At 52.0% G+C, this 24978-nt stretch carries 18 protein-coding genes; 7 read left to right on the forward strand and 11 right to left on the reverse strand.

The annotated features are described in order from the left end of the window. Nucleotide 1: 1 nt before the first annotated feature. From tssH to ACO6UX_RS12620, 9 genes are all read right to left on the reverse strand, one after another. Nucleotides 2-2632: a type VI secretion system ATPase TssH gene (gene tssH / locus ACO6UX_RS12580; protein WP_422448077.1), complete on the reverse strand. Its 2631-nt coding sequence runs from the start codon at nt 2630-2632 to the stop codon at nt 2-4. Between the two features lie 164 nt (nt 2633-2796). After that, the gene (locus ACO6UX_RS12585; RefSeq protein ID WP_422448079.1) at nt 2797-3861 is read right to left on the reverse strand and encodes a type VI secretion system baseplate subunit TssG; all 1065 of its coding nucleotides are present in this window, start codon (nt 3859-3861) and stop codon (nt 2797-2799) included. Then, on the reverse strand, nt 3825-5615 hold the full coding sequence (gene tssF / locus ACO6UX_RS12590; RefSeq protein ID WP_422448081.1) for a type VI secretion system baseplate subunit TssF: 1791 nt from the start codon (nt 5613-5615) through the stop codon (nt 3825-3827). Before tssF ends, ACO6UX_RS12585 begins: the two co-directional genes overlap by 37 nt. Next, on the reverse strand, nt 5608-6084 hold the full coding sequence (tssE, locus tag ACO6UX_RS12595; RefSeq protein ID WP_422448083.1) for a type VI secretion system baseplate subunit TssE: 477 nt from the start codon (nt 6082-6084) through the stop codon (nt 5608-5610). The genes tssF and tssE overlap by 8 nt, the downstream gene beginning before the upstream one ends. After that, nucleotides 6081-7367, reverse strand: coding sequence for a type VI secretion system contractile sheath domain-containing protein (locus ACO6UX_RS12600; protein WP_422448085.1), 1287 nt, complete (start codon nt 7365-7367; stop codon nt 6081-6083). The genes tssE and ACO6UX_RS12600 overlap by 4 nt, the downstream gene beginning before the upstream one ends. Further along, a complete protein-coding gene (gene tssC, locus ACO6UX_RS12605) occupies nt 7367-8848 on the reverse strand; it encodes a type VI secretion system contractile sheath large subunit (RefSeq protein ID WP_422448087.1) in 1482 nt (493 codons plus the stop codon). Before tssC ends, ACO6UX_RS12600 begins: the two co-directional genes overlap by 1 nt. Nucleotides 8849-8948: 100 nt before the next feature. Continuing rightward, entirely contained in the window at nt 8949-9509 is a 561-nt protein-coding gene (tssB, locus tag ACO6UX_RS12610; protein ID WP_422448089.1) for a type VI secretion system contractile sheath small subunit, read from the reverse strand. Nucleotides 9510-9540: 31 nt separating this feature from the next. Next, on the reverse strand, nt 9541-10080 hold the full coding sequence (locus ACO6UX_RS12615; RefSeq protein ID WP_422448091.1) for an Hcp family type VI secretion system effector: 540 nt from the start codon (nt 10078-10080) through the stop codon (nt 9541-9543). 26 nt (nt 10081-10106) lie between these two features. Beyond that, entirely contained in the window at nt 10107-11531 is a 1425-nt protein-coding gene (locus ACO6UX_RS12620; RefSeq protein WP_422448093.1) for an ImpA family type VI secretion system protein, read from the reverse strand. 344 nt (nt 11532-11875) lie between these two features. On the opposite strand from ACO6UX_RS12620, the gene ACO6UX_RS12625 reads away from it, so the two are divergent. Beyond that, entirely contained in the window at nt 11876-13147 is a 1272-nt protein-coding gene (locus tag ACO6UX_RS12625; RefSeq protein ID WP_422448095.1) for an aromatic amino acid transport family protein, read from the forward strand. A 237-nt stretch (nt 13148-13384) separates the two neighbouring features. Further along, nucleotides 13385-14800 (forward strand): L-serine ammonia-lyase, encoded by a 1416-nt coding sequence (locus ACO6UX_RS12630; protein WP_422448097.1) that lies wholly within the window; start codon nt 13385-13387, stop codon nt 14798-14800. A 1-nt stretch (nt 14801) separates the two neighbouring features. On the opposite strand, the gene ACO6UX_RS12635 is transcribed toward ACO6UX_RS12630, so the two are convergent. Further along, complete coding sequence (locus tag ACO6UX_RS12635; RefSeq protein ID WP_422448099.1) at nt 14802-16160, reverse strand: protein kinase domain-containing protein; 1359 nt, start codon at nt 16158-16160, stop codon at nt 14802-14804. Nucleotides 16161-16504: 344 nt separating this feature from the next. Here ACO6UX_RS12635 and ACO6UX_RS12640 point away from each other — a divergent pair, with 344 nt between their 5' ends. After that, entirely contained in the window at nt 16505-17239 is a 735-nt protein-coding gene (locus ACO6UX_RS12640) for a hypothetical protein (protein ID WP_422448101.1), read from the forward strand. A gap of 106 nt (nt 17240-17345) precedes the next feature. On the opposite strand, the gene htpG is transcribed toward ACO6UX_RS12640, so the two are convergent. Continuing rightward, complete coding sequence (htpG, locus tag ACO6UX_RS12645) at nt 17346-19259, reverse strand: molecular chaperone HtpG (protein WP_422448103.1); 1914 nt, start codon at nt 19257-19259, stop codon at nt 17346-17348. A gap of 386 nt (nt 19260-19645) precedes the next feature. On the opposite strand from htpG, the gene ACO6UX_RS12650 reads away from it, so the two are divergent. The 4 genes from ACO6UX_RS12650 (at nt 19646) to ACO6UX_RS12665 (ending at nt 24903) form a co-directional block, all read left to right on the forward strand. Next, a complete protein-coding gene (locus ACO6UX_RS12650; protein WP_422448105.1) occupies nt 19646-19945 on the forward strand; it encodes a hypothetical protein in 300 nt (99 codons plus the stop codon). Between the two features lie 23 nt (nt 19946-19968). Next, on the forward strand, nt 19969-20736 hold the full coding sequence (locus ACO6UX_RS12655; protein WP_422448107.1) for a class II glutamine amidotransferase: 768 nt from the start codon (nt 19969-19971) through the stop codon (nt 20734-20736). 247 nt (nt 20737-20983) lie between these two features. Further along, a complete protein-coding gene (locus ACO6UX_RS12660) occupies nt 20984-21691 on the forward strand; it encodes a hypothetical protein (RefSeq protein WP_422448109.1) in 708 nt (235 codons plus the stop codon). A gap of 371 nt (nt 21692-22062) precedes the next feature. Then, nucleotides 22063-24903 (forward strand): hypothetical protein, encoded by a 2841-nt coding sequence (locus ACO6UX_RS12665; protein ID WP_422448111.1) that lies wholly within the window; start codon nt 22063-22065, stop codon nt 24901-24903. Nucleotides 24904-24978: the final 75 nt, after the last annotated feature.

Consider the following 24978-nt stretch of genomic DNA (forward strand, 5'->3'; position numbering starts at 1 on the left):
CCTAACCAATGGTATAAACAATCCGCTGGTTATCCAGCCCAACGGTAACTGAAGCAATGTGTTTACCCTCTGCCATAAAGGCCAGACATTCCGCCGCCAGCTGCGGCATCAGGTTCCTGTTGATCTGTTGCTCGATAGCCCGCGCACCGATCTGTGGATTGCTGTGCCATTGCACCAGCTGCTGAACCACGGCATCATCCACCCGCAGACTGGCACCATATCGGCTGGCCAGGTTGTGCTCTATCCTCCCCAGGGCCAGACGACAGATTCTGGTCAGATCACCTTCGTTCAGAGGCAGATAGGGAATAATGGTTACCCTGCCCAGAAAGGCCGGTTTGAAATAGCGCAGCAGTTCATCATTGATGGCCGCCAGAATGGTATCCCTATCCGGAATACCTTTACCCTGCCGCTGAAACTGAGCCACCAGGTCGCAGATTAACCCGTCAGCGGCATTGGCAGTCATAATGATAATGGTCTGGCAAAAATTCACTTCCCGCCCCTCACTGTCCGTCACACGGCCCTTATCAAAGACCTGGTAGAAAATATCGTGGACACCGGGATGGGCTTTTTCCATTTCATCCAGTAACACTACTGAATATGGACATCGTCGTACGGCTTCGGTCAGTACACCACCTTCACCATAGCCCACATAACCTGCCGGGGCTCCCAATAACATTGAGACTTTATGTTCCTCCTTGAACTCAGTCATATTCAGTACAGTCAGATTCTGTTCACCGCCGTAGAGCTGATCGGCCAGGGCCAGGGCTGTTTCTGTTTTTCCCACACCAGAAGGACCGCACATCAGGAAAACCCCCACCGGCTTGCGTGGATCTGATAATCCGGCCCGGCCAATACGGACACTTTGGCTGATCCCTGAAATGGCATCGTCCTGACCAACCACCCGCTGGCACAGGTTCTGTTCCAACAACATCAGTCGTTCTATTTCATCCCTGAGCATGTCGCCTGCGGGAATGCCAGTCCAACCGGATACCACTTCCGCCACGCTGCCGACATCCACCCGGGCAAACACCAGCGGCCGATCCTTACGACAGGCCTCAAGTTCCTGCTGTAACGTACTGAGTTGATTCAACTCTTCCGTTGCCACCGGCACCTCGTTGGTTAACAACTGCTGATCCACCCGGGCCGACAGGGGAAGCATTTTTGCCACTATCTCCTGTTCCTGCCGCCAGCGTTGTTCCAGCACCTCACCCTCGGTTTTTGTGGTTGCTATTTCCTCCTCCAGCAGTGCAATACGTTCAGCCACTGCTGCCCCGGTCACCCGGTCTCGTTGCAGCTCCCGGAGTTCACTGGTCAGGGCCTGCTGATGCTGGCGCAGGTGCTGCAACTCTGCGGGGGTGGTATGGCGGGAGAGACTCACCCGGGAGCAGGCAGTATCCAGCAGGCTGATGGCTTTATCGGGTAACTGTCGTTCAGGCAGGTAGCGGATCGACAGTTGCACAGCGGCCTGCACCGCGTCCTCATGAATCCGCACCTGGTGATGTTTTTCCAGCAGTCGGGCCATCCCACGGGTCATCCGGATGGCACTGGTTTCGTCCGGCTCCAGTATTTTCACCGGCTGAAAGCGGCGGGCCAGGGCTGCATCCTTGTCAAAATATTGTTTGTATTCCGACCAGGTGGTGGCCGCAATGGTTTTAAACTCTCCCCGCGCCAGGGCCGGTTTCAGCAGATTTGCCGCATCATTCTGACCGGCAGCGCCACCGGCCCCCACCAGGGTATGGGCTTCATCAATAAAGACAACAATGGGATGATCGGACTGCTTGACTTCATTAATGACATCCTTAAGCCGGTTTTCAAACTCCCCTTTAATACTGGCACCAGCCTGAAGCAACCCCAGGTCAAGACTGAGAATTGTCACTCCCTGCATAGTTTCCGGCACATCACCCAGCACGACCTGCTGGGCCAGCCCTTCCACCACAGCGGTTTTACCGACGCCGGCATCGCCCACCAGGATCGGATTGTTCTGCCGGTGACGACAGAGAATATCAATGATCTGCCGTATTTCCCGGTCACGGCCAATAATGGTGGGGGACCTATTGCTTAATGAACCGGATTCTTCCAGAGCCACACGGGCGGCATCGGTCATATTGATGGTGTATTTATCCAGTGCTGACTGACTGCCAGGCGGTGCCCTTCCCTGTTTATCCGGCACTTCCGGTTGCCGGGCCAGGCTTTGCAGTTTTTCCCTGGAAATTTTCCCCAGCTCCCGGGTGAACTGGGTCTCTGTCAGGGTAAAACTATCTTTGGCCAATAGCGCCAGAATCAGGTGGTAAGAGGTCATGGTATTCTGCTGGAAATTCACCGACGCCAGCAGCCAGGTATCCTGAATCAGGCTCACCGTGGTTTGGGCCAGGGCCGGGGTGGCCTGATAGCCTGTGTTAAGTCGATCCAGCCGTTGCTCCAGATCATCCACGATCACTTCCCGGGCCAGCTGCTGGCTATGGATAATCCGATCCATATCACGGCCCGGTTCCCGGAACAGTTGCAGCAGCCAGTGATCCGGTTCAACCGTCTGATGCCCACGGTGAACACAGAGTCCGGCAGCCATTTCCAGAGCCTGGCGCAGCTCCGGTGATAAATGACCAACCAGGGTTTTCAGTTCCACCTGTTGCATAAATCGAACCCTTGGGAGTTGTCTGGAAATAACTTCCCTATTTTCATTGCCTGACTCCGTTCGGACTGAGCTTGTCGAAGTTCGGTGGCACGCCCCTTCGACAAGCTCAGGGTGAACGGAAATCGGGAACTTATTAAAAGACAATTCCTTGGCTGTACTCCAGCTTAAAAAAAACGGCTGCCCCACTTACTGGATTGATGTTCCGGGAAATCCACCGTGACTCTCTGCTCTGGATACAATTTCGATAGCAGACAGCTGAGACGCCCAAGACGGGCAGTGTGGATAGCCGGTCTGGCAGACAATTGCGGTGCAGACAGGCAGTGACGCGGGCAATTAATCTGCAGTCGGAAGCGAACCAGGTTGGCAAAATAGATGCCGCACATCTCCATAATGGCCGGTGCCAGCTGTCGGTCCCGGGTGATCGCCTGGTACTCTGCCCCGGTATTGATCACAATCACCACGTAAACGCAGGAATACAGCAGATAGCCGGAATGGCCCAGCAGGCAGCTCGCTCCCAACCGGCCCACACAACGGCTGCGATAACCCACCCGGGAGTGCAATTGTGTACGACAGTCTGGTGCCACTGGTATTCTCATCGGGGGGGGTGACTCCAGACGGAATTTCAACGAAAAATAGTCCTCCAGGATTAACGACAGTAATTTCAGGTTGGAGGTTTTCCGGCCAATAACGGCGATGTAGCGCACCAGGTTATTCACCGGGATAGTTTTCGGTGAGGGCAATCCGCCCAGTGCCAGCAGCCGTTGTCTCGGGCTCTGGGCACTCCCCGGTTTCTGTTCAAACAGCACGGACAGGCTGGAATCCAGGGTAATCTGGCTGGTGTGTCTGAGGATCTGGTCATTAAAGAGGGAAAAAAAGCCTGATATGCTCTCAGGCGTGTCCTCCCGGCCTCCACTCAGCCGCATCTGCTTTTCCAGATCCTGGTAAACATAAGGCAGTGTGCCGTAATAACCGTGCAATGCCGACTGGGTAGATAGCAGACGCCAGCCGCTGGCAACTCGACACACCTGGTACAATTCCCCACAGGGAAAGCGATAAGCCGGATCACAGGCAAAGCGCAGCGACACCTGCGCCAGACCATCGCCACGGTGTTCAATGGGCTGGGGAATCTGCCCCAGCACCCGCAGGGCCTGGGCGGCCTGCCAGCGCCAGGGTTCCTGCTGCAGGGAGGTAATCAGCGATTGATCTGATAACCATGACGGCGTGTACATCGAATATATTCTCCCTGATGCCCTTTCAGCTGAATGACCACCTGGATAAAACTGTGGAAGCCGGCAAAACGAACGGCCAGATAGTCCAGCAGGTTGCTGAACATCATGATGCTGGATTGTTTCAGTTTGATCGGGTCCAGCTCAAACACCACTTCACTGCCCTGCAACAGGCACTGGTGGCCATCAATACGAATCTGCGCCACCTGTGGCTCTACCCGAATGGCTGACATGGATTCCAGCCAGGCGACCCCTGTCGTTGTTTTCCGCTGCGCGTACATGGACAACAGGTTACGGAATTGTCTGGCCGGGTCCCGGGCCTGAAATATTGAGACAATGTTTTCGCTGAGCAGCACCAGCAGATTGAGCCGGGTCTGAATATCCAGCTTGCGAGCGACGGGTGCCGTAGGCCGCATCAGCAGCCTGACGTCGGTGGGCAGAATAATATTATCCAGACACTCAAGCCCGGGATTGGCCGGCAGGTCCAGCACCTGATTACCGTTGCTGCAAGTCACATGGGGAGACAGCACCATCACCTGATTCCGGCCGGGGTCCATATCCGTGTGGCTAATCTCCAGATGACCATAACGCCCGGTATCCACATCCACCGGCCGGTGCAGCCAGAAGCAGTGATGCTCACCGTCGTTATGTTTCAGGCCATATAACGGCGGCAGAACCACCGGCTGCTCACCGGTAATATCCAATACCTCTGTGACCGCCTGGATCTCCACCGTATTGGGACTATAGCTATCGGGGATCAGGGGATAGTCCAGCTGCCGGTGATCAACCACCACCGGTTCGGCAATATGGTCAAACAGGTTGACCAGAGGGGCGCAGCCCTGCAGAAAGCGAAGCTGGTCTACTCCCAGCAGCATTTCATCGGGCATATTTTCCAGGCAGAACAGCAGGCTGACCTCACGGCTGTCGAACTGTTGCAGTTGTGTCCCGATCCCGTTCAGCCGGAACCCGAAAAACAGCTCCGGCAGCGAGAGCAGTTCAGTCACCATCTGGTAGTCAGAAAAAAAAGTATGTTCCTGGCTTAACAGCCGGTCGCCTTCGCCAAAACCCACCGGTGCAAATGATGCCAGGGGTAGCTCATGGTAGCGGCCCTGCCGGTCCACCAGCAGAATCCTGCACAGATCCCGGCATAGCAGGTCATACATCAGCGTCTGCAGGCGGGCGGTACCCCGAAAATAGATGGTCAGCCCGTAGTCATCCGCCAGTTCATTGAATCGCCGGGACTCATCAATCATGGCAAGATCCAGCCCGAGCATGGCCACCGCCAGTTCCGGGCAGGGAATGTTGTCCCGGCCAAAGGGGCGACGCTCAATATGGGTACTGACAATATCAAACGGGCAAAGCTCCAGCTGGCGGGTAGTCCGGAACTGGCAGTAGCGATCATCATCGATATAAGCCCGGAAGCGGGTGCCCTGTGGCAGGGTCTTCACGGATGACTGGTCAATATCGGGAGCAACCCGGATCATACTGACGGAAGGCAATGGCTGCACACACAGGGGAAAAACCACCTGGAGCAGGTCAATGGAAATCTTACCGGACTCCCGGGCTGCCTGACGTGCCATTCTGGCGGTCAGCAGGGCAAACGATTCCATCACCCTGGCCACATGGGGATCATCCACCGTGTCATAGCTGATCCCGAGGCTCTGGGCCTGCTGGGGATGCTGTTCGGCAAAGTGCCGGGCCCCCTCCCAGAGCAGGGTCAGTTCCCGTTCGTACCAGGCCAGCAATGAATCAGGCAATGCCGTTCTCCTCTTGACCCGAAATAACCCCCATACCCAACTCCTCAGTGTTGACAATATCCACCCGGGCATCCGTCAGGTTCAACACTGAATCGAAACCCACCGGGACCCGCTGCTGCCGATCCACCAGTACGCCTTCAATATGAAAACGGATACTGTTGACCCGCTCATTGAGGGCCACCATCTCCACCACAACCTCCGTGAGCCGTGGTTCGTAATACCGCAGCAGCACCTCAATCTCTCGCGATAACCGACTGGCCTGAAAGTAGCTGCGACCGAGATGATCAACCGACAGGCCATAGCGCAGCAGCGACCGCCGGGCGAGCGGATAATCATCACCCGGAGCCAGCAGCGGCTGGCGGGATTCCAGCAGAAACCGGATATTTTCCAGCACCGACAGGCGCAGGTCTGTGGTGCGCTCACCGGATGGCTCTCGGGCCAGCAACAGCTCCAGCAGACTGACGCTCATTCCGTCTCCCTCAACTCGCTGGTATCGGTTTTCAATAGCAGACTGCTGTTAATGACATCGAACTGGTACTGGGGCTGCAGCTCAACTTCACAGTAATAGATACCCAGGCTCTCATTGCCATGAATCGTCACCCTGGATTTTTTCAATGGATAACTGGCCAGTACCGAGTCGTCGGCGTAATCGGCATTGGAGGTGTAGCCCTGCAGCCAGGTGTTCAGCTCCCGCTGGCAGGATACGGCGCTATCGTAGCTGCCAATATGCTCCCGGATCAGCACTTTCAGATAGTGCCCGAAACGGCAGCCGATCAGTGTCGTCTGCAACATATTAATAATCCGTAAATCATCGCCTTCCCAGCCGGACTGATGGAGCGAGCAATTGCTGAAAAAGGCCAGATCGCCACTGAGATAAACGGTGGTCAGGGGGATAAAACCCTGACCGCTGTAAAACTCTTCCAGAGAGTCAGTGAGCCGCAGCCAGGCGGCGGCGGACACTGTCGCACGTTTTTTCACCAGTGCCCCACCCCGCTCACCCGGTACCCTGAGGAAGCCAAACCAGCGAATCCGGTTAAACTCCTGCAGGACATTACCAGCAAAGGCAAAAGCGCTATTGCCCCACAGGTAATCACTGCCAACGCCGTATACCGGGTGCTCATTAAAAAGGATTCCCTGGTAACAGTGCTGCCAGGGTGTCCTGAGCAGCACTTTGGGAAAGGCCAGCCCGAGAAAACGACTGCAACCCAGGCTGCGCAGTCGACGCCAACCGGCAAAATCCTGACTGTTGAGAATACGCTGAACCCGTTCCGGATCGGTCCAGACATCAATATCGCTGGTGCCGAGAAAGTTTTCTGACACTGTCATCACCACCGGACAGAGGGATTCCTGGCCCAGCTCCGCCAGCAGCTGCAGGGTATACAGATCATCGTAACCAGTGACCTCATCCACCTCCGTGGTAATCGCCTGGTCCACCACCAGCAGCCCAAACGGATGGCCGCCAAGGGTATTGAGCTCCTGCCGGTTAACCAGCCGGAACAGCACTGACGTCTGTATACTGGTACTTAAATTCAGATCATGGGACAGTTCAGCCCAGCTCATACTCAGGAGCCGCACCCGTACCGGAGCCACACCGGGTACCGCATCCATCATATACAGCAGACCACGCCACAATGACTCCAGTGCTTTAAAACGAGGGTGCTGAATGATAGTACAGAGCTGTTCGGCCACCTCTTCATCAATAGCGGCCACCAGTTTTTGTACCAGTGCCTCGGCCTGTAGCGAACCATTCATTAGCCCGGAATATTGGCCACCATCCGCAAAGAGGTGGTCAGCTCTTCCATCTGCAACCAGGGGCGCAACCAGGCGATGGCAGAATAACAGCCGGGGCGGCCTGCCTGTTCCTGTACCATTATTCTGGCTTCCCGCAGCGGCGTTCTGGCCCGGGCTTCATTACCCACGGCGTTGGGGTTGGTGTAGAGACCGATCCAGGTGGACAGGTCTTTCTCCACATCCACCGGGTCCATGGCCGAACCGATTTTGTCCCGGCCCATCACCTTGAGATAGTGGGCAATCCGGGAACTGGCCATCATATAAGGTAACCGGGCCGAAATGGCCGCATTGGCCGTGGCATCAGGATTGGTATATTCCTTCGGCCGATTCAGGGTCTGAGCGCCCATAAACACCGCGTAGTTGGCATTTTTGTAATGCACCATGGGCAGCAGCCCCAGGTCCGACAGCTCCTTTTCCCGTTCATCGGTCAGGTTAACTTCGGTAGGACACTGTTGTACCCGGTCACCGGCTTCAGAGACATAGGTGTAATTGGGCAGGTTCTCCACCTTGCCACCATTTTCCAGCCCACGAATGGCGGTGCACCAGCCAAAAGCGGTAAAGGCATTGTTGATCAGCAGCCCCATATCATAGGCAGCATTACTCCAGGTGAAATCGCGGTTGGAGCGTGGCCGATGCACACCATCCCGGCCTTTGGGAAACTCCTCGAAGTTAAACCCCCTGACCGGACTGGCAGCCTCGCCATAGGGCAAACGGGCCAGGGTCCGGGGCATGGTCAGGGCAACATAACGGGCATCATCGCTGTCCCGGAAGGCATTCCAGCTGGCGTAGGCAGAAGCATCAAACCCTGCGGCCACCGGCCTGCCTGCCCCCAGCTTGCGGATATCATCAAATTCAAACAGTCCGGGCGATGCGGCGGCAATTAAGGGTGAATGGGAAGCGGCAGCCACCACCCCCAGGTAGCGCAGCAAAGCGACATCTTCATCATTGTGGCTGAAGGTATAGTCAGCCAGCAGGACACCGTAAGGTTCCCCCCCTGCGGTACCAAACTCATGCTGATAAACCATATTGAACAGACGACTGCGGTCAATAGCTGGGGCCTCTTCAAACTGCTCCAGTAACTCATCCCGGGTGATATCCAGCACCCTGACCTTCAACCGGGAACCCAGGTCGCTGTTACGGATCAGCTTATTAAGACCACGCCAGGAGCCTTCCAGCTTCTGAAATCCCTCCTGATGCAGTACCTCACTGAGTTGCCGGGATATCTTATCGTCCAGGGCCGCCACCGCCTCTTCAATGGTTTTGGTCAGGTTTTTGCTCCAGACCACCGTCCCTTCCAGGGCCTGGCGGGTCAGGGTAGCCAGCAGATTCCTGGTGGTATCCGGTGCCGTTTGCCCGGTAGCGGCTATGGCCCGGTCCAGAAAGCTTTCTGCCAGTTCCGGGGTTGCCTCAGTGGCAGACGCCTCAGCCTGTTCATCGCTCATATCAGTTCACCATGTTTTGCACCACAGAGATTGCAAAGACCTCTATGGAAAAGGAAAAAATCTCACATTTTCCTGTTTCCTGCTGTTCCCGGTGACCGGTTCAATCCTTACCCTCACCGGCATCACCAGAGGCACCGAGGTCATTAGCATCAATACCCAGCTCGCCGGATAGCCCGGTCAGGGCATCGGTACTCTGCAGTACTTCCTTCAGCAGGGCCTCCAGATCCCGGGAACGGTCCGCATGGGCCAGTAACTCCCTCAGCTGATTCCGTACTGCCATCAGTTTGCGCAGGGGTTCAATCTGCTGGACCACATTGGCCGGCTCAAAGTCTTTCATGGAGGCAAACGACAGGTTGACGGCAAACTCAGTATCATCCTCGCTGCCTTCATCACCGGCACTGGCCAGTTTATTGGCCACTTTCAAATTCAACTGGGGACCAATGGTGGCCATGACCGAGTCAAAGTTATCCTGATCGATATCAGTGAAGTTCCGGAAGTCCACTTCTTCTTTGTGGCTGTCCGGCTTATCGCCGGAAAACTCACCAATAACCCCGACCACAAAAGGCAGCTCCCGTTTTTCCAGGGCACCGTTGGTTTCCACATCGTAGGTAATGCTGACCCGGTTTTTACTGATGCGTTTATGCTGTGTATTCAACGCCATAATCTTTGCCCCTGTTATTCCTCAACTGGCCCTAACCTTTACTGGAATGGGATTCCGCCTTGCCGGTAGGCAGGTCGTAGGTGACATCGCCACCAGGTTCCAGCTTACCGCCTTCGCCTTCATTCCAGTGTTTCACCTTGACCTTGCTGTAGGCCAGGGCAATGCTCTCAAACGGGGTAGCACCGTCGGACGCACTGAGGCTGTAATTGACAATCCGGGCATTGGTTAACTGCAGCTGCAGGTAAACCTGTGCCCCCTGACCGGAGCGATCAGGCTTGGTCACAATAATATCAACGGTGTCGCCTGTATCCCCGGGCACATACATCCGTGAGAGAATATTTTCCGAGGCACCATCCATCTCCTTGCTGACAGTGATTTCACTCATGGCCACCATGCCGGCATCACGATTCATACCATTGCCAATATCCATACTTACCGACCGGGCGGCACCCCAGTTGAAGGAGCGAATGGCAAACCAGCCCTTGCCAGCGACACTGTCTCCACCGGTATATTCAGCCGTAGCATCACCTTTACTCGTGGCTTCGCCCAGCTTCATGTACATATTGGCCATAACTTTTTCCTCAGAAACGGTGCTGGTTACACAAGGTCATCCAGATTACTGATATTGAGCCCTCCGGGGGGATCGGAAACGGAAGGGACAGGTTCAGTAATAACCTCTTGTTGACGACTTACGTTGTCTGCATAGTCAGGTGGTGATGTCGGAGGCTCAGGTTCCGCAGCGGCCTGCTCAGGGGCCAGTGTTTCGGTCAGGACCGCAGGAATATGGCTGAGCCCTGCTACACCGGGGCCGGGAATGGGGACCTGATGGCTGGTATTCATGCCGGTTAACTCCATAATCCGGCCCATAAGGTTATTGTTATCCTGCAGCAGCTCATTCATTAATTCAGGCAACGGCGTATATCCCCAGCGGATCGCTTTCTCCAATAAATACGACACCGGACTCTGAGGTTCGGTACGCTGAAAATAATCGGACAACAGCCTGAGCTGCTGGAATGCCTGGTTGCGGTTAAACGATGGATCAGTCCCGGCGGCCTGCTGCTCGCCAGCGTTGCCTGTTTCATTCTGGACGACAGTTTCCTGCACACTCGCGTCTGGCTCGGCAGTGTCCCTGGGGAAATCTGTGATACCGTGGTTATCCCGGGCAGCCTTGCGAACATCCGGTGGCCAGGGGGTAATCAACCCCTCGGTGAGGTCAGCAATGGCCTGCAGGTTGGCCTCCAGGGCCTGACGCAGAAACCGGCTGCCCGGCGCGGGCATATTTATTTTTTTGAAATGCTCTATCAGGGTCTTATCCAGGGCATCAAGCCCATCAAGAACATCCTGAATGTCGTTTATTTGCGTAACAACAACGTTAATGTCGTCTGTGTCGTTTTGCTGGGAAGATGAAAACGCTATCTTAACCTTCTGTTTCAGCTCGTTGCGGCTGGCCTCTTCATGCTGGTAGCAGACATAGTCAATATCACTGACCAGGGGCAACATGCGCAGGGGCACGGCAATCTGGCAACTGTCCTCTGATTCACCGAACAGCAGCTTCAGGGCCCGCCCCTGAACCTCAGCCCGCTCCATACCGGCGTTATCCGGGTCTGCTGAGCGAAGCTTTTCCACCGGCAGAAAAGGCTGTATCTGCTCGCCAAATTGATTGATACAGAGGTCAATCAGCTGAATCACCAGGGCCAGTTGCGCAAAGGGACGGCTGGTAAACAGCTGAGCCATGGCCAGCCATGCCAGGCACTCCAGGTCCCGGGAAGATTTCTCCAGAACCTCCAGCAACAGGGTGCGCAATTGCAACCAGTTCTCCCGGTTTTCGATCTCCAGAATATCCAGCTCTGTGGGATCCGGATTCAGGGAGAGTTTCTGCAGACTGGTTTGGGCGATGTTGTAGGCATTGCGCAGGGGACGATACAGTTCACGATTGCTTTTCAGGTATTCTCCCCCCGGTGACTCCTCCGACAGAGGCACCAGAAAGGCATCAAACTGCTCGACAGATAACAACCCTTTCATTGCAGAAACATGCTGGTCATTTTCAATAAATTAGAAGACAGATTAGTTCCACTTTTATTGATCTGCCAGATTCTGTCGCTTAACTGAAATTGCCCGCTTCTAAATCCGTATATACCGAAAGGATATAGAGTTGCTGCGATGCTACAAGCGTCGAACTCCCGGTAGCCTTGATGAAGGTGACGGGGGGAGCCGGACAATAACGTAGAACATCAGATCATAAAGCCCCTAAAACACACCACCACACTACAAAACAAAAATAATCATTTTGACATACATCAAAACACACAATGCATTAATTCTGTACAGTCCGCGCAACTCATTAAATAATGACTGGATAACACAAAATGTCACAAACCTTCACTCAATCCATTGCTATAAATAATGCCTCGACGGGCGGTTGGGAGAAACGTGATACACAATGGATGCTGACACTGTTTGGCACAGCTATTGGTGCCGGCGTTCTATTTTTACCCATTAACGCAGGTCTTGGTGGCATCTGGCCCCTGATTCTGATGACCATCCTTATCGGCCCCATGACATTTTTGGCCCATCGCGGTCTCAATCGCCTGTGCCTGTCCTCCAAAAATCCCCGGGCCGATATTACCGAAACCGTTACCGAACATTTTGGTCAAAAGGCTGGAAGCCTGATCACTCTGGGCTACTTTGCTTCCATCTACCCTATCCTTCTGATCTATGGCATTGGTATTACCAACACTGTCAATTCACTGATGGTTAATCAGCTGGGGATGGCAGAGCCAAACCGTGCAATCCTGAGCTTTGTGCTTGTGGCCGCCATGGTCAGCGTTATGGTCGCCGGTCAGAAGACCGTACTGAAAGTCACCAATGCCATCGTATACCCGCTGATCATTGTGCTTTTTGGGACCTCTGTGTATCTGATTCCCCAGTGGAATACTGCCCAGTTTGATGTTTCTGTTTCCGCTGGCGACTTTCTGAAAACCGTTTTCCTGACCATTCCGGTGCTGGTATTTGCCTTTAACCACTCTCCTGCCATCTCTTCTTTTGCCTCAACCTATCGCAGCGAGCTGGGAGATAACGCCGAACAGCAGACCAGCAAGACACTGAAGCGCACCACCATGATGCTGGTCGGTTTTACCATGTTCTTTGTTTACAGCTGCGTTCTTACCCTGTCGCCAGCAGAGCTGCTTCAGGCCAAGGCTGCAAACCTGCCAATTCTGTCCATTTTTGCCGAGCGCACTGACAACCAGATCTTTGCCTGGCTCGCTCAGGTTGTGGCGATTATTGCCATCTCTTCATCCTTTTTCGGGCACTACATGGGAACCCGCGAAGGCCTGCAGGGCATGATCGTTAATCGTGCCAGGGCACAGGGGAAGCAGGTAAACCTTAAAGCCATCGATAAAGGGGTTATCGTCTTTATCACTTTGTCAGTATGGGCTGTTGCTTATGCCAATGTCAGCGTCATGGGCATGATCGAATCACTGGTTGCCCCAATTCTGGCCATGATTCTGTTCATCCTGCCGGTATACGCAACCCATAAAGTACCAGCAATGGCCAAATACCGCTCAAGGGCCAACATCTTCACCGTGGTGATGGGCTTGATTGCCATTACTGGCTTTATTACTTCCCAGTTGATGTGATCCCCCGCCGGGGCCCTGCGGCCCCGGAACAGTCACAATCATCATTCGGAATACCGGCAGAGCCGATGGCACTCCCGCAATATCAGTCCCAAACAAATGACGGCACAATAGGACAAGAACTCTTCAGGTACTTCAGGTAAAAGTGCCCGAAACAGCCATGTGCTTCAAAGCAGCAATACCCTGACAGGCATCAGAAATCCGCCGCTTACTTTAACCTTTTTACCGAACCAGCAAACTATGCTCAGTATTTTTGATATTTTCAAAACAGGCATTGGCCCATCCAGCTCACACACAGTGGGTCCAATGTGGGCAGGACACCGCTTTCTGAACGAGCTTGAAGAAAAAGGCATCCTGTCCAGTATCTCATCCATTCGTGTTGGTCTTTATGGCTCACTGGCGCTCACTGGTGTTGGCCATGGCACCGATAAAGCCACCCTGCTCGGCCTGGCCGGTTATCGCCCGGACACTATTGATCCCGATGAAGCTGATCAGATTTTTGCACATATCAAAACCAATAAAGCCCTCAAGCTGGCCTGTAAACACGCCATTGACTTTGATTACCACAAGCATCTGATTTTCCATAACGGAGAAACGCTGCCTGAGCACCCCAATGGCATGCGCATTTTCGCTTCCGACAACAATGGTGTGGTGATTTATTACAAGTCTTATCTTTCCATTGGCGGTGGCTTTGTGGTCTGTGCCGATGGGTACAATCAGCCAGAGGCGGCCAACAGCTCGGAAGACTCCTGTCAGATCCCTTATCCTTTCAGAACCGCCGCAGAGCTTCTTGACCTTTGCCATGAGCATAACCTGACCATTGCCCAGTTGACTATTGCCAATGAAGTTGCCCGGCATCAGGGTGATGGAGACCTGGTAAATGACAGGATTGATGCCATTTGGGCAGTCATGCACGCCTGCATCGAACGGGGCCTGCGTATGGAAGGAACCCTTCCGGTCAGTGGCCTGAAGCGCCGTGCCGCGAATATGCATAAAAAGCTGACCAGCAACCCTGAAGCCATGCTGATGGATCACTTTGCCATCATGGACTGGGTAACCCTGTTTGCCATGGCCGTTAACGAAGAAAATGCCTGCGGGGGCCGTGTGGTCACGGCTCCGACCAACGGTGCTGCTGGCGTTATCCCGGCGACGCTGGCCTATTACACCCGCTTTATCTCGCGAAATAATCAGCAGGGAATTCGTGATTTTATTGCCACAGCCGCTGCCATTGGCTCGCTGATCAAGATGAATGCGTCGATTTCCGGAGCCGAAGCGGGCTGTCAGGCTGAAGTAGGCTCTGCATGCTCAATGGCTGCCGCAGCGTTGGCTGCCATTCAAGGTGCCACCATGGAACAGGTGGAGAATGCCGCTGAAATCGGCATGGAACATCATCTGGGCATGACCTGCGACCCCATCGCAGGGTTAGTGCAGATTCCCTGCATTGAGCGCAATGGCATGGCCGCCATCAAGGCCATCACTGCGTCCCGTCTGGCCATGCGTGGCGATGGTGACCATGCGGTGTCGCTGGACAGCTGCATTGAAACCATGTATCGGACAGGGTTGGATCTTCAGGCCAAATACCGGGAAACCTCATTGGGTGGCCTGGCCGTGTATGCCAGGGCACAACCGATCAAAATCGTTAGGACAGCCTCCTAGTTCATGCTCTGTTGTTAACCGCGAAAACCTGGGTCTTTTTCGCTTCCTCAGCACTGGAGATACATTTTTCAAACCACTGATAATGCAATGCTTGGGAAGGGAGAACGCGTAATGACGGGTTTGGGTGTAAAAGATCATTGATTAAGCAAACCATCGGCTCAAGGTAGCTTTTTAAGGCCTCAGCCGTTTGGGTCAATGTATTGAAATCCTGGATATTTGGATGGCTTACCGAAGCTACTCTCAAGCACAGTTGCTCCAGGCTTTTTTTATCATTGGGTATGGCCTTATGGTAAGTGTTATCAGGCTTTACGGTTTCGTATCTCTGCATGGCGTGGGAAAGTGCCAGAGCCCGGGCTTGACGCTCTGAGGGAAAAAAGGTGCATAGTTCGGCATCGTGACAGAAGCTGACGGCTGTTCCGGTTTCCAGCTCTTTCAGAACTCTGTAGAGACTTTGACCATAAGCAAACGCATCGTCTGCTGTTTTTGCCGGGATATGTGCGTTCAGGTCTTGCAGTAATTTGAACGTATCCGGTGCGGCGAAATCCTCACTGCCAAAATGCGAACTTTCTCCGGCTACTGCCGCTTGTCCGAAGTCCAGCTGTTTAACGCTTTGGGTATTCTGGTCAAACATACAGTTAAATGGTTTAACATCAGAGTGAACAATGCCTTGTTTTTCAAGATGCGCCAGGGCAAACAGTTGCTGTTCTTGCAGATGGGCATAGGCATTAAAAAATTCGTCAGGCGTGATAATCCCAGTTTTCAGTTGGTGTATGAGTGTGATGGTCAGCGTTTGAAGATTTTGCCCATCTATGAACTCAAAAAGTAATCCTGACCGGTTATCGACCTCCACAAAACCATAGCAATTTACAATGTTTGGATGGTCGCCTACTTTTTTCATTATCTCTGCTTCCCGATTCAGAGACTCTATAGCCGCTTCGTGACGGGAGTTTGTTATTGGCCTTTTCAGGGCAAACTTTTCAGAGATTCCATGAACATCCATTTGTTCGACCAGGTCAACAATCGCAGTGGCACCGTGTCCAAGTGTTTTAGTGATTGAAGCCTGTTCGCTCAGTATTGAGTGGTCACTGTTTTCCCAGAAAACTGAATCTTCCGAAACCTCAGAGCTTGGGGTCAGGAGTATTCCGGTATCTTCGACTGATGACCCGGAGCGACTGGACAAGGAGGTGCTGCGACTTTCATAGCCAACGTCATTTTCGGTTGTGGGGATGTGTTTTGTGACAGGTGGGGTTTTGGTTGTATTCGTGGGCAGCCGGTCAGCCTGGTCGGTATGGGCTTCACTCCCCTCCTTTTCAGAGTTGATAGTGGAAGGAGTTGAGGCAGAAGGGTTGAGTGGTTTCATTGCCTGTAAAGTTTAGTTGCCCTGATAGAGCAACTTATCGACATGAAAGGCAACGACTTTGCCAAAAAAGCCGGATTCGGTCTGAAACTTCCTGCATATCAATGAATTACAGTTCATCATCATCGCAAATAACCGCTGCTGCTGGAAATTTACCGGATCCGCCCCCAAGGCAGGAAGTGTAACAGCACTGGGCTCAGGGCATTAGCAAGAAGTTAATTATGATGTTTCCGGGCCAGGATATCTATCGTAAGTCACCTTCTTATCCAAAAGTTTTATTTATAATAATCATTAAAAAGACCAATAATTAAATGAATTAGAAATTGGCGCAATAAAAACAATCAACCATGGAAGAGCTTAAGTACTCGAACGGAGAAGTTGCCATGATAACTGCATCGAAAATCACCCAGGCTTTACATATTGCGAATAAATCAGAAAATAAAAATACTGAGCCTAAAAAAGGAAGCTTTAAAGACCATTTAATAGCTTGTTGTGCAAATACTATTTATATGCCTGCCAGTTCAGATATCTCCAAATTCGGCAGTTACTCCCGAACGTATAAGAGCATGCCGAATATTGCACTTTCTGTCAAAAAACCATCAACCCCTCCCGCTGCACCGCCGCCGCCACCAATAATGAAACAACCTGACACATGGGCGCAGATTAAACGCAACATTAGTGCTGAACAAAAGGGAAAGAATAAAAAACACGAAAAATCAAATAAAGAATTTACAGAAGAGCTTTTTGAAAGACTGAAAGAACGCAGAAAAGAAACAGAAGGAACGGAAAGGGTTCTGGAGTCCAAACCACGAAAGTCAGAATCCCAGTCCGTGGAACCTGCCGGGGTTGCTCCAAAGCAAATTGAAACGGTTCCTGTGGGTCCTGGTATAATTCCTCCACCACCCCCTCTTCCTGCTGTTTTATCGGGTAAGAAGGTGATAAAAAGCGACAAAAAACCGGCAATAGCACCAAAACCGGTGGTGATGGGATCTAAATTATCCCCCCCTCAACAATTTCAAATGTCTAAGCATGTACTCGAAAGTATCAAGTTGAAGAGGACTGGGAGGAATTTAGAATCTTGAAAATTCAGGCAGAGATGACCCATCAAAATTGTCAACATGTCATCCGCTTGATAGTCAAAAAAGGCGAAGTCATGACTTCGCCTTTTTGCTGCTTAATCCACTATTTTCAGACAGCCATTTCCAGCAACAGCTTGTTAAGACGCTGAACATAAGCCGCCGGATCGTCCAGTTGACCACCCGCCGCCAGGCTGGCCTGATCAAATACCACCCGGGTCAGGTCGGCAAAGCGATCTTCGTCCACTTCTTTATCCAGTCGGCCAATCAATGGGTGTTCCGGGTTAATCTCAAAGATCGGTTTGGATTCTGGCATGCTCTGGCCGGCAGCTTCCATAATGCGGCGCATCTGCATCCCCATATCGTTCTGCCCAACCACCAGACAGGCTGGAGAGTCCGTCAGGCGATGGGTCACCCGAACCGATTCGACATCAGCACCCAGCACATCACTGATGCGCTTGACCAGATCTTCATGCTCTTTAGCCGCCTCTTCCTGGGCCTGCTTCTCTTCTTCAGAGTCCAGCTTACCAAGATCGAGATCACCACGGCCAATATCCACGAACGATTTGCCGTCAAACTCGAAAAGATGGGACATCAGCCACTCATCGACGCGGTCAGAAAGCAGCAGAACTTCCAGCCCTTTCTTGCGGAATACCTCAAGATGTGGGCTGTTGGCCGCCGCTTTGGGCGTCTCTGCGGTAATGTAGTAGATCTTGTCCTGACCCTCTTTCATCCGGGAAACGTAGCCTTCCAGGGATTGATCCTGCTCAAGTCCCTGGCTCTCAGTGGATGAGAAGCGCAGAAGTTTGGCAATCCGCTCACGGTTGGCATAATCTTCCGCTGGCCCCTCTTTGAGCACCTGGCCAAACTCTTTCCAGAAACTGGCGTATTGTTCAGGTTCTTTCTTAGCCAGTTTCTCCAGCATATCCAGCACTCGTTTGGTCAGCGCGGTTTTCATGTTGTCAACGGCCGGGTCTTTCTGAAGGATTTCCCGGGAAACGTTCAGGGACAGATCGTTAGAGTCCACCACTCCCTTGATAAAGCGCAGGTACATGGGCAGGAATTCCTCTGCCTGATCCATGATAAAGACACGCTGAACGTAGAGTTTCAACCCTTTCTGCATATCGCGGTTATACAGGTCAAAGGGCGCTTTGGCGGGAATATAAAGCAGGCTGTTGTATTCCAGCTTGCCTTCTACCCGGTTGTGGCTCCACTTCAGCGGGTCGGTATGGTCATGACTGATGTGTTTGTAAAACTCTTTATACTCTTCATCCGAGATATCGCTGCGGGACCGGGTCCACAGAGCTTTCGCCGTATTCACCGTTTCCCACTCGGGCGCTTTGTCTTTCTCTTCTTCGTTTTCTTCCTCCGTCGCTGGCATCTCTTCCTTGCGCATCAGAATTGGCATGGAGATATGGTCAGAGTATTTGCGGATGATATTACGCAGGTGCCAGCCATCCGCATACTCTTCAGCTTCAGGCTTCAGGTGCAGAATAATGGTGGTACCCCGTTTGTCCTTCGTGATTGGCTCAATGGTAAACTCACCGGAACCATCAGACACCCAGCGCACCGCCTCTTCTGTTTCTACCTTGCGGGTTTCAACGGTCACTTTGTCTGCAACAATAAATGCTGAATAGAAACCGACACCAAACTGACCGATCAGCTGGGAATCTTTCTTCTGGTCACCGGTCAGTGTTTTCAGGAAGTCCGAAGTACCGGATTTGGCGATGGTACCCAGATGGGTAATCACATCGTCACGGTTCATGCCAATGCCGTTATCGGCGATGGTGACGGTGTTGGCGTCCTTATCGTAATCCACCCTGACGTCAAGATTTGGGTCACTTTCCAGCAACTCACTGTTCTTGAGTGCCAGGTAACGCAGCTTGTCTGCAGCATCGGAAGCGTTGGAGATCAGCTCCCGTAAAAAAATCTCCCGATTGGAATAGAGAGAGTGAATCATCAGGTGCAGAAGCTGTTTCACCTCAGTCTGAAAGCCCAGCGTTTCTTTTTTCGTTTCGACTGCCATTAGAACCTCAATCCAGGTTAATCAACACATTGAGTATTTTGATAGTCAGGAGATATGGGCAGTGGTGGAGATTTCAACCCTCTTTCGGTCTTTGGTTATTAAATTTCATTTTATCATCAGCGGCTGTTTTCATATGGTGGTCAATTGATGCAAAATGCACCCTTGGTTATTTGGTTAACTACCTACCAGCGCCACCTCCTGACAACACCAAAGGATGGCGGTAAATAACATTAACCGCCATTGGTTCAATGGCGGTTGTTGGAGAGTCAATGACGGAATTGCAGTATTTTTGGGGCTGGGCAGTTTACCTGGCAGGAGCCTTCGGCTGCCTGCTGAGCCTGTGGTTTATTGTTGGTAATTGGCATCCGCGGCTAAAGCGGCCTCTGATGCTGGCTTTTGCTGTACTGTTTTTCCTGCCCGGTACTGTTCACCCTGAGCAGAGCTATCTTGGCCCGGCCTTCCTTATCAGCCTTTATGATGGCCTTAGCCTGGGAGTTGACGCCATGTGGCGAACGGGGCGGACTGTGGCAATTGCCGCTGGTGTTGCAGTGATTGCAGGCTTGTTATTACCCGTCGGCAAGGCAAAAAAAGCAGCTTCTGACAAAAGGCAAAAGCCCAACACAAGCCACGCTAAACATCAACGCAAAGAACCCGCCCTGGGCCCTGCTTCAAACCAGAAATCCTGAACTTAACCGCGATTTATCAAATAATGTGTGAACTTCTTGGAATGAGCGCCAACACGCCTACGGATATTGTGTTCAGCTTCCGTGGCCTGATGCAGCGCGGGGGCAAGACCGGCCCCCACAGTGATGGCTGGGGAATCGCGTTCTATGAAGGCAAAGGGTTACGGGAATTTCGTGATCCCAACCCAAGCTGTGATTCTGAAATTGCCAACCTGGTCTGCCGCTACCCGATCAAAAGCACCATCGTGATCAGTCATATCCGCCAGGCAAATGCAGGCAGAATTGCCCTGGAAAACACCCACCCATTTACCCGGGAACTCTGGGGCAAACACTGGACCTTTGCTCACAACGGCCAATTGAAAGGCATTAAGAAGTTCCCCCTGAAACACTACTTGCCGGTGGGAACCACGGACAGTGAGTACGCTTTTTGCTGGATCATGGACCAGGCGCGTGAGCGCTTCCCCAAACCACCCAAAAGGGTGAGTACGCTGCAACGCTTTATCCGCCAGCTCTGTGACGAACTGCGTGGGCTGGGCGTATTCAATATGTTGCTGAGCGACTCCCGCTATCTCTATTGCTACTGCAGTACCCGGTTGCACTGGATAACCCGCAGAGCGCCGTTTAATCAGGCCAGTCTCAAAGATGACGACATTACGGTGGATTTTGCCAAAGAAACCACAGAAAACGACATCGTTTCTATAATAGCTACTGACCCGTTAACCATTAATGAGACTTGGCACCCTATTCAGCCCGGCGACATGGTGGTTTTTGATAATGGCGAACTTGCTGCCTGAGTAAAAAAATCGGCATAACTGAAAACCAGTCATCAACAAGCAATTACACTTAGCAGGTCTCTATCCAGTTCAGCGACTTATAGGTTAGCCAAGGGGGGTAATGATGAGTACACCGATCAGCAGACCTGCGTATGATATTAACACCGGCCAACTTGATGACAGTCGGTATCAAGCCCAAAAAACACGAAGTTCAAAAGATTCTCTGTTCCATGGCAGAAGTACCAGAGAGCTTCTTGAACCGGTTAACATGTCAACGTTCAGAGATGAAACCGTAGATCCTGGCCAGGCATTGATTAATGACCGAACTTTTGCCGCACGAAAAGAACACGTTGCCTCCCTTTCCTGCTTAACCTCAACCCAGTCAAAAATGGCGGATGATAAAAGTGCTGTGCGCCAGAATCGGCTGACTGCCCCCCTCCCGGGCCCATCATCTTCATCCCGGCAGGATAATCGGGATGCCTACATTATCAATATGCACACCTTAAGGCTGGAAAACGACGCATTACCTCGTGAAGGCGCAGAACCTGCCTGCCTGAAGCATAATAACTGGTGGGAACGCAATAAAAAGTGGAATAGCACCTTTATCCTCAGCACGCTGGCCACCGCAACAACAGTGACCGCTTCGCTGATTTCAGACATAACCCGCGATGATGATCAGGCACTTTTCCAGCGATCAGGGTCCGTCGTCGTCTGCTGGGCCATGTTGGTGACATTTATCACCCTGAGAAAAAGAAGTGAAAAACTGCCAAGCCGCGAGCTGATGATTGAAGCACCCAACCATAAATTACCCCGGGAAGGGGACGTGAAATTAAAGGACCTGGCTGAACAGATCGGCAATGCCAGCATCACCGAAAGGAAAGTAAAAAGAACAGCCAGTGAGTGCGACTGGGTGATCCTGCTGGCAAGTATCATCGGTACCCTGATTTGGGGGTACGGAGATTTAATAGCCAGGTAAACACAACCAGGAGGCTGACCAAAATAATAGCCTGGCTTTCGTTCCGGGATCAGGGCCAGAGTCCACCGGAGTCAGCCAGTACTTTGCCGAGAGTTCGCAGCCATCTACCAACGTCGGGACCAGTTCCGCTTAAGGCAATTTTGATGGTTTCAGACCACCGCCGGTTCCGATAAACGAAAGAGCGATTATCCCTCTGCCCGGGTCTGTCATTGTAATAAACACATTAAAAAAAAGGCTTATTGCAAGTTAATCCAAACATTTGGAGTTGAAAGATTTTATCGGAACAAGAACTTTCAGGATGGTCTGCTCTCTGAAGAAGCAAACCAGGAACGATAGTAATAAAAACTCACAATGCCCTGGATAATCGATATATGATTCCACCATGCCAGCCAGTTTATTCAGATAGATCATCTGCCTCTGCGAACCATGGGAAACTGGAGTCTCCTGATCCGTCTCATATCGCTAAACCCGATACCGTGGTTGCAGTAAATTCTCGTATTAGTGTTGGTACCAGCCATTGCACAGTAACAGAGCGCCCTCTCATCACAACCGCCACTCTTGAGCGAACTGTCCGGAAATTACCCTGTGTTGAACATCCCATTGCTGCTGCTTTTGAGCGGGCCATTGAGGAAAAAAATCCGGAACAGTTACTACGTCTAGTTGCCCGGCATCCGTCGCTTATTGAGCAGTATCCGGCCTGTCTTTTGTTGGCAGACGAAGAAGGCAAGACATTGGTTCATCGGATGGGAGCGTCAGATTATACACTTTTGCTCCGTAAAGCGCTCAACACTGAGCAAGGTAAACATGCATTGTGTACAAAAGATCATAATGGCGACACGGTATTACACCATGCAGCACGGGCTAAAACATCCGGAAGTCTTGATGTGATCATTGCCTCCGGTGCCGGTGCACAGTCTTTGCTCGAACAAAATAAAGAAGGATTGTTACCGCTGCATATTGCTGTTTTACGGGGGTATATCAGCAGCAGCATCAAGATGATGAACTGTGTACCAGAAACCTTGATAACCATGGATAACAGTCATAAAACGCCGCTGCACTGCCTGGAATTTACCCAGGCGTCAGAGCGGGCGCAGCTGGCATTTCTCAAAGTTGCCATAGAGAAGCCCTGTGTCCGTGAGAGACTGAATCACCTGCTGTTCTTTCTCAATTTACACAGCACCGATGCCCAATGTGAAAAAAGAATCCAGCAGTTAAGAACATCGGTTTTGCCAGCCTTCAGGCCTGTTATTGCTTATAGGCCGAATAAAGAAACAGCCATCTCAAAAACGGGTTCCGGGACATTCCGGTGCTCACCTGTCGGGGAGCTGTTTGCCCCTCTATGGAACTGTCCTGAAGTAACTTCCACACTTCCGATGTTGGCCAGCAAAGAAAAAACCTTGCCACAGAGTCACGGAGAAACGGAGAAAAGAAAAAATCTTTGCCTCTGTGACTCCGTGTCTCCGTGGCAAAAAGAGACAGTTACTCAGGGACAATTCCTATTTGCCCAAAAAGACAATCCTCTGGGCAGTACATTCATTCAGGCCATGGATTTATCGTCGACGGTTTCATCCGGTAGCCGGGCATTACGCCATAGGGCAAAACAGGTGCTTCAGTGGCTTGGAGAGGTGGGGGTGTATGGCACCTTTTTCTGCATGAAGAGGGAGCAAGCGCACAGCTTTATCGCTCTGGGTGATGAAAATGTCAGCGTACAACTGGTCAACCAGCTGGTTGGATTGGGCGCTCCAAAAATTCAACTGCGATTATCGCCCCCATGGCATCAACCCACCGCTACCCGGCAGTCGGAAGCAACAGGTCAATCAGACAATAATGCCGACCCGGAATCTGCTGAAGGGCTGAAAACAGAACGATTAAAGCGGGTGGAGCTCAATAAGCTGGCGCTGTTATTGCCCGGCTTTGATCCTGACAGACGCCTCCCGCAATGTTTCCGTATGGGGCAAAGTACACTATCCATCGTACAGTGCGATGATGGAGTACCAGAACCTGCTGTGGTGTTTTCATTTCTGGATCTGCCCGAAAAACACCAGCAACACACTGTCCATTGCGATCATTACATGGTGGTAAAACCCTACCGATTTGACAGTACATCACCGGATGGTCGGGTGTTGTACACCGATTTTGATGGTTTGAACCTGCGAAAAATCCCCCTGCACCTGCCACCCAACAGCCTGCTTCCGGAGCCTGGCACCATCAGAACTTTTACATGCGACCGGGATGAACGACAGTGGATCAGAGAAGCCTTGAATGCCTCACCCATAAACAGTCCCTTACAGGCGAAAACCCTGGGCAGAATCTGTACTTTGTGCCGACAAGGGCATATCCATTTGAATGTCATTTATGGGTTAAAGCATCAGGACGTTTTACCCAGAAGAGAACAGCTGCTAGGTCGATGGATCGATGCCCTGCAAAAAGTCACCCAAGAGAGCAAACCCACGCTGATTTTGACGGGTAAATCCCAGATACCCAACGAACTGCCTGATAACCCGGGCATGGCCAAAACACTGGTGATTATTGATTCTGAGTCGGAAGAGGTTGAGGCACAGCTGGGACAGTTCAGCAAACATAAAGCCGTTGCCATCTGTTTGCTGCCAGACCTGCCAAAACCGGTGTTTCATCATCTGATCACGGCTTCCGATCTGCCTGTATTGACCGAGGGAGCCAATACCACATCCTTTCTTTTGCAAACAGGCCACCCCTATTTGTCCACACTGCCTGATGGTGAAACCCCGATTCCACAGGATATGGGGTATCCCCTTGAGGCGCTGAAAATTGAGGCTCTTTCCTATAAACTCAGGATAAACGAAACGGAACAGCAGCTTTTGCAAGAGGTCTATTCACTGATTTGCCACGGGCATTATCAGGAGGCGATGGACTATCTGGATGACCATAAAACAGCCCTGGCCGATTTGCGATTTATCAATGACCAACAGCATCAGGCCATTTCTGCCGTCACCGTCCGGAGCCTGCTGAAAAAAGGGGTGCAAAAGCGCCTCGGCACCCTGGAAAGGGTGGCACTACTGGCGGCCACTAACCCCTCAGTGGATGCATTGGTTGAATATATTCATGATTGCCTGGACGGCTCATCCGTTGTCGCCCACCATTTTGCCCTGCAACGTATGCATGTGGGGCATGATTTTAACAATGCACTGATCGCCACGTTAGTGAAATTTGCCCGGATAAAACAGGTGCTTTGATCAATGTCTTTTGTCCTGCACCTGGCCTGCTCAACCACAATAGCAATGGCTTTACGCTTAAATTCCGGAGAATAA

Origin of the sequence: Endozoicomonas sp. ALB091, from assembly GCF_049310265.1 — a bacterium.
Lineage (GTDB): Bacteria > Pseudomonadota > Gammaproteobacteria > Pseudomonadales > Endozoicomonadaceae > Endozoicomonas.

What these genes read in the sequence shown, in the direction of transcription:
- tssH (WP_422448077.1), bottom strand. Translation starts at nt 2,632, where the DNA reads ATGCAACAGGTGGAACTGAAAACCCTGGTTGGTCATTTATCACCGGAG.
- ACO6UX_RS12585 (WP_422448079.1), bottom strand. Translation starts at nt 3,861, where the DNA reads ATGTACACGCCGTCATGGTTATCAGATCAATCGCTGATTACCTCCCTG.
- tssE (WP_422448083.1), bottom strand. Translation starts at nt 6,084, where the DNA reads ATGAGCGTCAGTCTGCTGGAGCTGTTGCTGGCCCGAGAGCCATCCGGT.
- ACO6UX_RS12600 (WP_422448085.1), bottom strand. Translation starts at nt 7,367, where the DNA reads ATGAATGGTTCGCTACAGGCCGAGGCACTGGTACAAAAACTGGTGGCC.
- tssC (WP_422448087.1), bottom strand. Translation starts at nt 8,848, where the DNA reads ATGAGCGATGAACAGGCTGAGGCGTCTGCCACTGAGGCAACCCCGGAA.
- tssB (WP_422448089.1), bottom strand. Translation starts at nt 9,509, where the DNA reads ATGGCGTTGAATACACAGCATAAACGCATCAGTAAAAACCGGGTCAGC.
- ACO6UX_RS12615 (WP_422448091.1), bottom strand. Translation starts at nt 10,080, where the DNA reads ATGGCCAATATGTACATGAAGCTGGGCGAAGCCACGAGTAAAGGTGAT.
- ACO6UX_RS12620 (WP_422448093.1), bottom strand. Translation starts at nt 11,531, where the DNA reads ATGAAAGGGTTGTTATCTGTCGAGCAGTTTGATGCCTTTCTGGTGCCT.
- ACO6UX_RS12625 (WP_422448095.1), top strand. Translation starts at nt 11,876, where the DNA reads ATGTCACAAACCTTCACTCAATCCATTGCTATAAATAATGCCTCGACG.
- ACO6UX_RS12630 (WP_422448097.1), top strand. Translation starts at nt 13,385, where the DNA reads ATGCTCAGTATTTTTGATATTTTCAAAACAGGCATTGGCCCATCCAGC.
- ACO6UX_RS12635 (WP_422448099.1), bottom strand. Translation starts at nt 16,160, where the DNA reads ATGAAACCACTCAACCCTTCTGCCTCAACTCCTTCCACTATCAACTCT.
- ACO6UX_RS12640 (WP_422448101.1), top strand. Translation starts at nt 16,505, where the DNA reads ATGGAAGAGCTTAAGTACTCGAACGGAGAAGTTGCCATGATAACTGCA.
- htpG (WP_422448103.1), bottom strand. Translation starts at nt 19,259, where the DNA reads ATGGCAGTCGAAACGAAAAAAGAAACGCTGGGCTTTCAGACTGAGGTG.
- ACO6UX_RS12650 (WP_422448105.1), top strand. Translation starts at nt 19,646, where the DNA reads ATGCTGGCTTTTGCTGTACTGTTTTTCCTGCCCGGTACTGTTCACCCT.
- ACO6UX_RS12655 (WP_422448107.1), top strand. Translation starts at nt 19,969, where the DNA reads ATGTGTGAACTTCTTGGAATGAGCGCCAACACGCCTACGGATATTGTG.
- ACO6UX_RS12660 (WP_422448109.1), top strand. Translation starts at nt 20,984, where the DNA reads ATGTCAACGTTCAGAGATGAAACCGTAGATCCTGGCCAGGCATTGATT.
- ACO6UX_RS12665 (WP_422448111.1), top strand. Translation starts at nt 22,063, where the DNA reads ATGATTCCACCATGCCAGCCAGTTTATTCAGATAGATCATCTGCCTCT.